Origin of the sequence: Cryobacterium sp. TMT1-19, assembly GCF_004403055.1 — a bacterium.
Classification (GTDB): domain Bacteria; phylum Actinomycetota; class Actinomycetes; order Actinomycetales; family Microbacteriaceae; genus Cryobacterium; species Cryobacterium sandaracinum.
The window spans coordinates 1-7,886 of sequence record NZ_SOHB01000011.1 but is presented as its reverse complement, the minus strand read 5'-3'; the positions used below and the strand labels follow the sequence as shown (position 1 = coordinate 7,886).

The window sequence follows — 7,886 nt, the reverse complement described above, 5'->3', positions numbered from 1 at the left end:
GGCGGGGCGCCCGGCGGGCGGCCCGGCGGGCGGCCTGCTAGAGCGCGTAGCCGCCGACCAGGCGCACGGCGCCGCCGTTCACGCCCTTGGCACCCTGCTTAAAGCCCGCGAGGTCGTGCCGGGCGGTCGACACACGGCCGGCCACCCAGGCCGGCACTCCCTCGGTGGCGAGGCGCGCGATGACGGATGACGCCGATTCGGCCGCGACGACGGCGAACATGCCGACACCCAGGTTCCAGGTGCCCTCCGCGCTCTCGAGCGAGGAGCCGGCGAGTTCGCTGAGCACCCGGAAGACCGGGGACGGCGACCAGGTAGACCGGTCGACCTCCACCCAGGCGCCGAGCGGGAGCACGCGAGCGAGGTTCGCCGCGATGCCGCCGCCGGTGACGTGGCTGAGCGAGTGCACGACGCCGGCGAGCTCCGGGTCGGAGATCACGCCGAGCAGCGGCCCGGTGTAGAGCCGCGTCGGCTCGAGCAGGACCTCGCCGACCACGCCGCCGAAATCGGCGGACGTGTCGGTGTAGCCGATGCCGCGGTTGGCGAGGATGTGCCGCACGAGCGAGTAGCCGTTGGAGTGCAGGCCGGAAGAGGCCAGCGCCACGACGACGTCGCCGTGGCGGACCTTCTCCGCGCCGAGCACCTGGTCGGCTTCCACCACGCCGGTGGCGGCGCCGGCCACGTCGTAGTCGTCCACGCCGAGGAGGCCGGGGTGTTCGGCGGTCTCGCCGCCGACGAGTGCGGTGCCGGTGGCGGCGCAGGCGCGGGCGATGCCCGCGACGATGTCCGCGATCCGCTCGGGGACGACCTTGCCGCAAGCGATGTAGTCGGTCATGAAGAGCGGGCGGGCCCCGACGACGATGATGTCGTCGACGACCATGCCCACAAGGTCCTGGCCGATCGTGTCGTGCTTGTCGATGGCCTGGGCGATCGCGACCTTGGTGCCGACGCCATCCGTTGACGTGGCCAGCAGCGGGCGCGTGTAGCCGGTGAGGAAGGAGACGTCGTAGAGGCCGGCAAAACCGCCGAACCCGCCGAGCACCTCGGGACCGTGCGTGTTCGACACGGCCTCCTTCATCAGGGAGACGGCGAGGTCGCCGGCCGTGGTGTCCACTCCGGCCGCCGCATAGGATGCGTTGCTCATTCTTGTCTTCCTGGGTCGCCGATCGGGGGCTTACCCTTTTTGACCAGGGATTCTTCGCGCAGTGCTTCCTGGCGCAGTGAGGTGGGGGCGAGCAGAGGCTCGAATTCCGAGTCGGGGCCCGGGTCGCATCCGTTCGAGGCGGCGGCCGGACGTTCCAACAGGTTCTTGCCCAGGTGTGCTGAGTCGGGCAGCGGGATCGGATAGACCCCGGTGAAGCAGGCCGTGCATAGGCGTTCGGGCGGCTGCTCGGTGGCGGCGATCATGCCCTCCGGTGAGAGGTACCCGAGCGAGTCGGCGCCGATGGCCTGGCGCACCTCGTCGACGCCGAGGCCGGTCGCGATCAGTTCCGCGCGGGAGGCGAAGTCGATGCCGTAGAAGCAGGGCCAGGTGATCGGCGGGCTCGAGATGCGCACGTGCACCTCGGCCGCACCGGCCTCCCGCAGCATGCTGACCAGGGCACGCTGGGTGTTGCCGCGCACGATCGAGTCGTCGACGACGATCAGCCGTTTGCCCTTGATCACGGCCTTGAGCGGGTTGAGCTTGAGCTTGATTCCCCGCTGGCGGATGGTCTCCGACGGCTGGATGAAGGTGCGCCCCACGTAGGAGTTCTTCACCAGACCCTGGCCGAACGGAATTCCGGATGCCTGCGCGTACCCGATCGCGGCCGGCGTGCCGGACTCGGGGGTCGGGATGACGAGGTCGGCCTCGACGGGGTACTCCTGGGCGAGGCGACGGCCCATCTCGACCCGCGCCTCGTGCACGCCGCGGCCGGCGATAGTGGTGTCGGGCCGGGCCAGGTAGACGTACTCGAACACGCAGCCGGCGGGCTTCGCTTCGGCGAAGCGCTGCGTGCGCAGGCCGTCCTCGTCGATGGTGATGAGCTCGCCCGGCTCGACCTCGCGCACGAAGCTGGCGCCCACGATGTCGAGGGCGGCGGTTTCGGATGCGACCACCCAGCCACGCTCGAGGCGGCCGAGCACCAGCGGGCGCACCCCCTGCGGGTCGCGGGCGGCGTAGAGGGTGGTCTCGTCCATGAAGACGAGGCTGAAAGCGCCGCGCAGACGCGGCAGAACCTCGAGCGCCGTGGCTTCGAGGGTGTGGTCGAGATCGCCGGTGAAGAGGGCGGTGATCACTGCGGTGTCGGTGGTGTTGCCGCGGGCGAGCTCGCCCTCCACCTTCAAGTAGCGTTCGTGCACGAGCTGCAGGAGCTCGGCCGTGTTGGTGAGGTTGCCGTTGTGGCCGAGGGCGACCGTGCCGCCCGAGGTGCGGCCCAGGGTGGGCTGGGCATTCTGCCAGCTGGACGACCCGGTGGTCGAGTAGCGGGTGTGCCCGACGGCGATGTGGCCGATCAGTGTGCTCAGCGCGGCCTCGTTGAAGACCTGGGAGACCAGGCCCATGTCCTTGTAGATCAGGATCTTCGAGCCGTCACTCGTGGCGATCCCGGCCGATTCCTGGCCCCGGTGCTGCAGGGCATAGAGGCCGAAATAGCTGAGCTTAGCCACCTCTTCACCGGGAGCCCAGACGCCGAAAACGCCGCAGGCATCTTGCGGCCCCTTCTCTCCGGGGAGTAGATCATGGCCTAAAAGTCCGTCGCCGCCAGCCAAATCGGTGCCTCTTCTACTATCAGTGCTCGGGGAAATGTGTGCTGAGAGTTGTGGGGTGACCGGGAGCTTCTCCGCTTCGGTCCGGTGAGCCGTGTTGTTGGGAAGGGCGGGTTGAGCTAGTCCCGATCAGAATTCGACGAGTCGGATACGGCATCCGGAGACTCGGAATCGCTCGGACCGACAGCTGCCATTCTATCGACGACGACCGTCTTCCCGCGGCGGGAGATGACACGGTCGATGATGATGGCGACGATGGCACCCACGGCGACGCCCAGCGTGAGGAACGCGAGCAACAGGAATCCGAAGACCTGGGTAGCCCCGAACTCGGCGTTCTCGGGAAACACGACCGTGAGAACCAGGGCCGCGATCGCACCGATCAGGGCGCCGAGGAGCATGAAGTTGAAGAAGCGGGGCGAGCGCCGCACGGTAACGGTGGACTTGTCGACGATCGATTCGCCGGCACTCTCACCGGCGCCGGAATCGGACTGCTGCTCGGGCTGTTGGTCTGAGATCACGCGTTCATTCTCGCACGCCAGATCAGTCCTGCGGCTGTGTGTTGGCTCTGCCCGGCGGATGCCAGCCTGTCCGGATGAATGGGATTGCGGTACGCGGGAGCGCGAACATGGACCTCGTCGTGCGGCAGCCGCGGCGGCCCGTCAGGGTGGCGCGGTGGACTTCCGCGAACACGGAGGTTCAGCGTTCGGCGATCACCGCGGCGGCCGGTGGACGATCCACTAGGCCGAGCCGACCGCCCCGGTCGCGCCTGTCACAATGACCGCACCTCTCAGGATCCCTTGACCTGTGCGAGCAGTCCAGCGAGTTCGGTCAGTGCGTCATCGGTCAGCGTGTCGAACCATGGTGCGGAGCGTTCTATCGCGAGAGTTTCGAACGCCTCGACCTGGGAACGCGCGAATCCGGTGAGCCTGAGGAGCCGCACCCGTCCGTCCTGGTCGGATGCGAACTGCTCGACCAGGTCATGCTCGCGCAATTGGTCGACGAGTTGGGTGATGGCCCCCGGTGTGACGTGCAACAGTGCGGCAAGCCGGCCCGGAGAGACAGAGTCCTGCGCGTGAGCGAGGACGAAGAGGACATCCAGCTGGGTGCGTGTGAGGACCGTGCTGCCGAACGGAGTCGATCGCGGGCTCGCGATCGACCGCGACAGACGAACGACCGCCGCCAGGACCTCCCCCATCTGCCTGGACCGGTGCGAGGTGAGCAGGTGCGCCGATTGTGTCATGCGCTGATAAACGGCATCTGCCCGATGAAGGTGCGATCCTCCACCTGGGTGAGGATGAAGTCCGCGAGATCATCTCGACTGATCTGGGTGCTCGCATTAACGCCCACCCATCCCACCCGGTAGGTTCCAGCACCCGGCTTCTCGGTCAACCGCGGACCACGAACGACCGTCCACTCCAACCCGGACGCCTCGAGCACCCGAAGGTGCTGCTCCGCGTCGGCGAGAACATGCCCGGACAGGGTCTTCAGCAAGAACCTGATGACGCGGTCTGCGGGCCCGGGCCGGTCCAGTGGAGCGGATAGCCCACCGCCCGACAGGGTGACGATCCGCTTTACTTCGTGCCGCCCCATGGCGTCCACGATGAGCTGGTTGCCCTCGGCCTGCAGCGTCGGCGGCGACCCCTTGACCTGCCCGAACAGGCTGAGCACGGCGTCTGACCCCGCCACCACCTGATCCACGGCATCCGCGTCCAACACGTCACCGTGAATAACCGTCAGAGCCGGCGACGTGGTGACGAGCTTGGCCGGATCACGCACCAGAGCCCGCACCTCGCATCCCGCGGCAAGAGCGCGCGTCAGCACGCGATGACCGGTCTTACCGGTCGCACCGAACAAAGCAATCACTGTCATAAGAATTAGTTTAGTCGCTAAATGTTGTGATCGGATGATGCTGCCACCGAACCAAAACGACGGGGAAAACTCACGAGGGAGGAAAGGGGGAGTCGCGTCCGAGACGGAGGTGGGAGGCGTCAGAGAAGCGGCAGGTGCCCGACCAGGTCGGCGCGCTGGCCGGAGGCGGCGATGCGACCGGATGCGATGCCATCAGCCCACGAGAGCGTTCCGGTGGCGAGGGCGAGCCAGGTGGGGGCATCCGTCTCAATGACGTTCGGCGGTGTGCCGCGGGTGTGGCGCGGACCGGCGATGCACTGCACGGCCCCGAACGGCGGCACGCGAACCTCGAGTGTGTTGCCGGTTGCCTTCTCGGCGAGCAGCTGCAGCGTGTACCGAACCGCCAGGGCACGGATGTCCCGGCTCGCCTCACCCTGCTGCGCCGCGTATTCGCGCACCGCCGCGCGCCCCACGCCGTCGTCAATCCTCGCTCGTGCCACGCCACCAGTCTGCCTCCTGTCTGCGGTCCGTGCCGGCCGCCCGCTCCTTGCGCCGCCAGCCCACCTCGCGAGCATGCTGCGCCGCTGCGCGCCTGGCACACCATGCGCGTATCGGCGCAGCATGGGCGCAGCGCTCTTGCGCCAGTACCCGCTGTCCGCCGCCCGCGCGGGGCTACGCGGCATCCGCTAATCTGACGGGGTGAAGATTCTGGTCCTCGGTTCCGGTGCCCGCGAGCACGCCATCATCACCGCGCTGCTCCGCGAGGAGCCGCGCCACGACATCGTGGCGGCGCCAGGCAATGCCGGCATCGCCCGGGATGTGCCGGTGATTCCGCTCGACCCGGCCGACCCCGAGCAGGTCACGAACTACGCGAACCTCAACGGCATCGAGCTCGTCGTGGTGGGGCCGGAGGCGCCGCTCGTCGCCGGGGTCGCCGATGCGCTGCGCACCCGGGGCATCCCGGTATTCGGTCCGGACCGGGCCGCAGCCGCCCTCGAAGGCAGCAAAACCTTCGCCAAACGCATCATGGATGCCGCGGGCGTGCCCACCGGACGCGCCGAACGCGCCGGGTCGCTCGCCGAAGCCACGTCCGCACTCGACGAGTTCGGGGCGCCCTACGTGGTGAAGGCCGACGGCCTCGCCGCCGGCAAGGGCGTGCTCGTCACCGTGGACCGTACGGCCGCGATCAACCATGCCATCTACTGGCTTCAGCACGGCAGCGTGCTGATCGAAGAATTCCTGGACGGGCAGGAGGTCTCCCTCTTCCTGCTCAGCGACGGCAACAGCGTGCTGCCGCTCTCCCCCGCCCAGGACTACAAACGCCTCGGTGACGGTGACCTCGGCCCGAACACCGGCGGCATGGGCGCCTATTCGCCGCTGCCCTGGCTCGACGCCGAATTCGGCAGTGAACAGGCTTTCGTAGACGAGGTCATCGAAACGATCGCGTTGCCCACGGTGCGCAAGCTCGCCGCCGAGGACACCCCCTTCATCGGTCTGCTCTACTGCGGCCTCATTCTCACGACCGAGGGCATCCGGGTGATCGAATTCAACGCCCGGTTCGGCGACCCGGAGACCCAGGTGGTTCTGCCGCGCCTGGTCACGCCGCTGTCGGGTCTGCTGCTCGCGGCCTCCACCGGCGGCCTCGGCGGCCTGGCCCGCCCGGTATTCTCGGCTGACGCCTGCGTCACGGTCGTGCTCGCGAGCGAGAACTATCCGGATGCGCCGGTCACCGGACGCGCTCTCACCGGCCTGGCCGCGGCATCCGCTGTGCCCGGCGTCAGTATCGCGCATGCGGCGACGGCCGTCGTCGACGACACCCTCGTGTCCACCGGCGGACGCGTGCTCAGCGTCGTCGCGGTCGGCGACGGCCTTACGGATGCCCGCGCCCGCGCCTACGAGGCGCTCACCCTGATCACGCTTGAGGGTTGCCAGTTCCGCACCGACATCGCCGCCCGCGTCGCCCGCTGTGCCCGGTAAACCCGCCGAGCCCGCCGAGCCCGCCGAGCCCGCCGAGCCCGCCGAACCCTCCGAACCCTCGTCTCACTGGCCCGGCTGAGCTGTCGCCGCCCGCCGTTTCCGTGGCCAACTCAGGAGATCCATTCGGCGAGCGCTGAGAACACCCGAGAACACCAGGCCGAATGACACCGGCAGCGCAAATCTCCTGAGTTAGCCCCTCCCCCTGGGATCCTCGGCGCGGAAGCGCGGCACGCCGCGGGCGGCACGAGCCCGGCACGAGCGCGGCAGCCCCCACGCCGGCCCCGCGTTGGCGCGGGCACCGGCCGGTGCGCAAGAATATAGCCGTGACCGCACTAGACCAGCCCGCCGCATCCGCTCTGCCCGACCTGCCGGGATGGCGTCACGCCTACTCGGGCAAGGTGCGCGACCTCTATGTTCCGGATGCCGCGGCCGACCTCGCGACCGCCGCACGCGTGCTCGTGGTCGCCAGCGACCGCGTCAGCGCGTTCGACCACGTTCTCGAGCCCGGCATTCCGGGCAAGGGCGAACTGCTCACCACTCTCAGTCTCTGGTGGTTCGACCAGCTCGTGGGCTTCCCCAACCACCTCGTGCCGGACCACACCGTCAACGGGGCTGTGACCAGCCTGCTCCCGTCCGCCGTTGCCGGGCGCGCCATGCTCTGCAAGACCCTCGACATGTTCCCGATCGAGTGCGTCGTGCGCGGGTACCTGACCGGATCGGGCTGGGAGGAATACCAGTCCACCCAGACGGTGTGCGGCATCCAACTGCCTGCCGGCTTGAAGAACGGCGACCGCCTGCCCGAACCCATCTTCACCCCGGCGTGGAAGGCCCCGCTGGGCGAGCACGATGAGAACATCTCGTTCGAGCGCACGGTGGAGCTGGTCGGGGCATCCGTTGCCGACGAGCTGCGCCGCCTGTCACTGGAGATCTTCGGCCACGCCTCGGCGATCGCCGAGAAAGCCGGGGTCATCCTGGCCGACACGAAATTCGAGTTCGGAGCCGACCGACTCACGGGCGCCATCACGGTCGCCGACGAGGTGCTCACCAGCGACTCGAGCCGCTATTGGGACGCCTCGCTCTGGCAGTCCGGCACGACACCGGAACAACGGATGGCCAGTTTCGACAAGCAGATCGTTCGCGACTGGCTCGCGGCCAACTGGGACCTGACCGGCACACCGCCGGCGCTTCCGGCGGAGATCATCGGGCAGACCGCGGCCCGTTACCTGGAACTGCTGGCGCGGCTGACGCACGCGGCTTCCGCGGCCGGCGCGGCGTAGGCGCGGCCGGCGCGGCGTAGGCGCGGCCGGCGCGGCGTAGGC

The 7,886-nt window shown here is 68.8% G+C and carries 8 protein-coding genes; 2 read left to right on the top strand and 6 right to left on the bottom strand.

Translation table 11 applies throughout. The features are described 5' to 3' along the window. Positions 1-37: 37 nt before the first annotated feature. The 6 genes from purM to E3T40_RS03075 all read right to left on the bottom strand — a co-directional run bounded on the left by purM (position 38) and on the right by E3T40_RS03075 (position 5,090). Entirely contained in the window at positions 38-1,141 is a 1,104-nt protein-coding gene (gene purM / locus E3T40_RS03100) for a phosphoribosylformylglycinamidine cyclo-ligase (protein ID WP_134542631.1), read from the bottom strand. Beyond that, a complete protein-coding gene (purF, locus tag E3T40_RS03095; RefSeq protein WP_104194308.1) occupies positions 1,138-2,745 on the bottom strand; it encodes an amidophosphoribosyltransferase in 1,608 nt (535 codons plus the stop codon). Before purF ends, purM begins: the two co-directional genes overlap by 4 nt. 116 nt (positions 2,746-2,861) lie before the next feature. Beyond that, the gene (locus E3T40_RS16505; RefSeq protein ID WP_174843637.1) at positions 2,862-3,260 is read right to left on the bottom strand and encodes a hypothetical protein; all 399 of its coding nucleotides are present in this window, start codon (positions 3,258-3,260) and stop codon (positions 2,862-2,864) included. A gap of 269 nt (positions 3,261-3,529) precedes the next feature. Next, positions 3,530-3,982 carry a MarR family winged helix-turn-helix transcriptional regulator gene (locus E3T40_RS03085; protein WP_104194309.1) on the bottom strand — a complete coding sequence of 151 codons (453 nt, stop codon included), beginning with the start codon at positions 3,980-3,982 and terminating at the stop codon, positions 3,530-3,532. Then, positions 3,979-4,611: an NAD(P)-dependent oxidoreductase gene (locus tag E3T40_RS03080; protein WP_134542630.1), complete on the bottom strand. Its 633-nt coding sequence runs from the start codon at positions 4,609-4,611 to the stop codon at positions 3,979-3,981. Before E3T40_RS03080 ends, E3T40_RS03085 begins: the two co-directional genes overlap by 4 nt. A 119-nt stretch (positions 4,612-4,730) precedes the next feature. After that, entirely contained in the window at positions 4,731-5,090 is a 360-nt protein-coding gene (locus tag E3T40_RS03075) for a sterol carrier family protein (RefSeq protein WP_104099459.1), read from the bottom strand. A gap of 199 nt (positions 5,091-5,289) precedes the next feature. Between E3T40_RS03075 and purD the strand changes: the two genes are divergently transcribed. Next, entirely contained in the window at positions 5,290-6,567 is a 1,278-nt protein-coding gene (gene purD / locus E3T40_RS03070; protein WP_104194311.1) for a phosphoribosylamine--glycine ligase, read from the top strand. A gap of 356 nt (positions 6,568-6,923) precedes the next feature. Then, positions 6,924-7,844, top strand: coding sequence for a phosphoribosylaminoimidazolesuccinocarboxamide synthase (locus E3T40_RS03060; RefSeq protein ID WP_134542632.1), 921 nt, complete (start codon positions 6,924-6,926; stop codon positions 7,842-7,844). Positions 7,845-7,886 lie beyond the last annotated feature (42 nt).

Coding starts and splice junctions, on each gene's coding strand:
- purM (WP_134542631.1), bottom strand. CDS start 1,141: ATGAGCAACGCATCCTATGCGGCGGCCGGAGTGGACACCACGGCCGGC.
- E3T40_RS03085 (WP_104194309.1), bottom strand. CDS start 3,982: ATGACACAATCGGCGCACCTGCTCACCTCGCACCGGTCCAGGCAGATG.
- E3T40_RS03080 (WP_134542630.1), bottom strand. CDS start 4,611: ATGACAGTGATTGCTTTGTTCGGTGCGACCGGTAAGACCGGTCATCGC.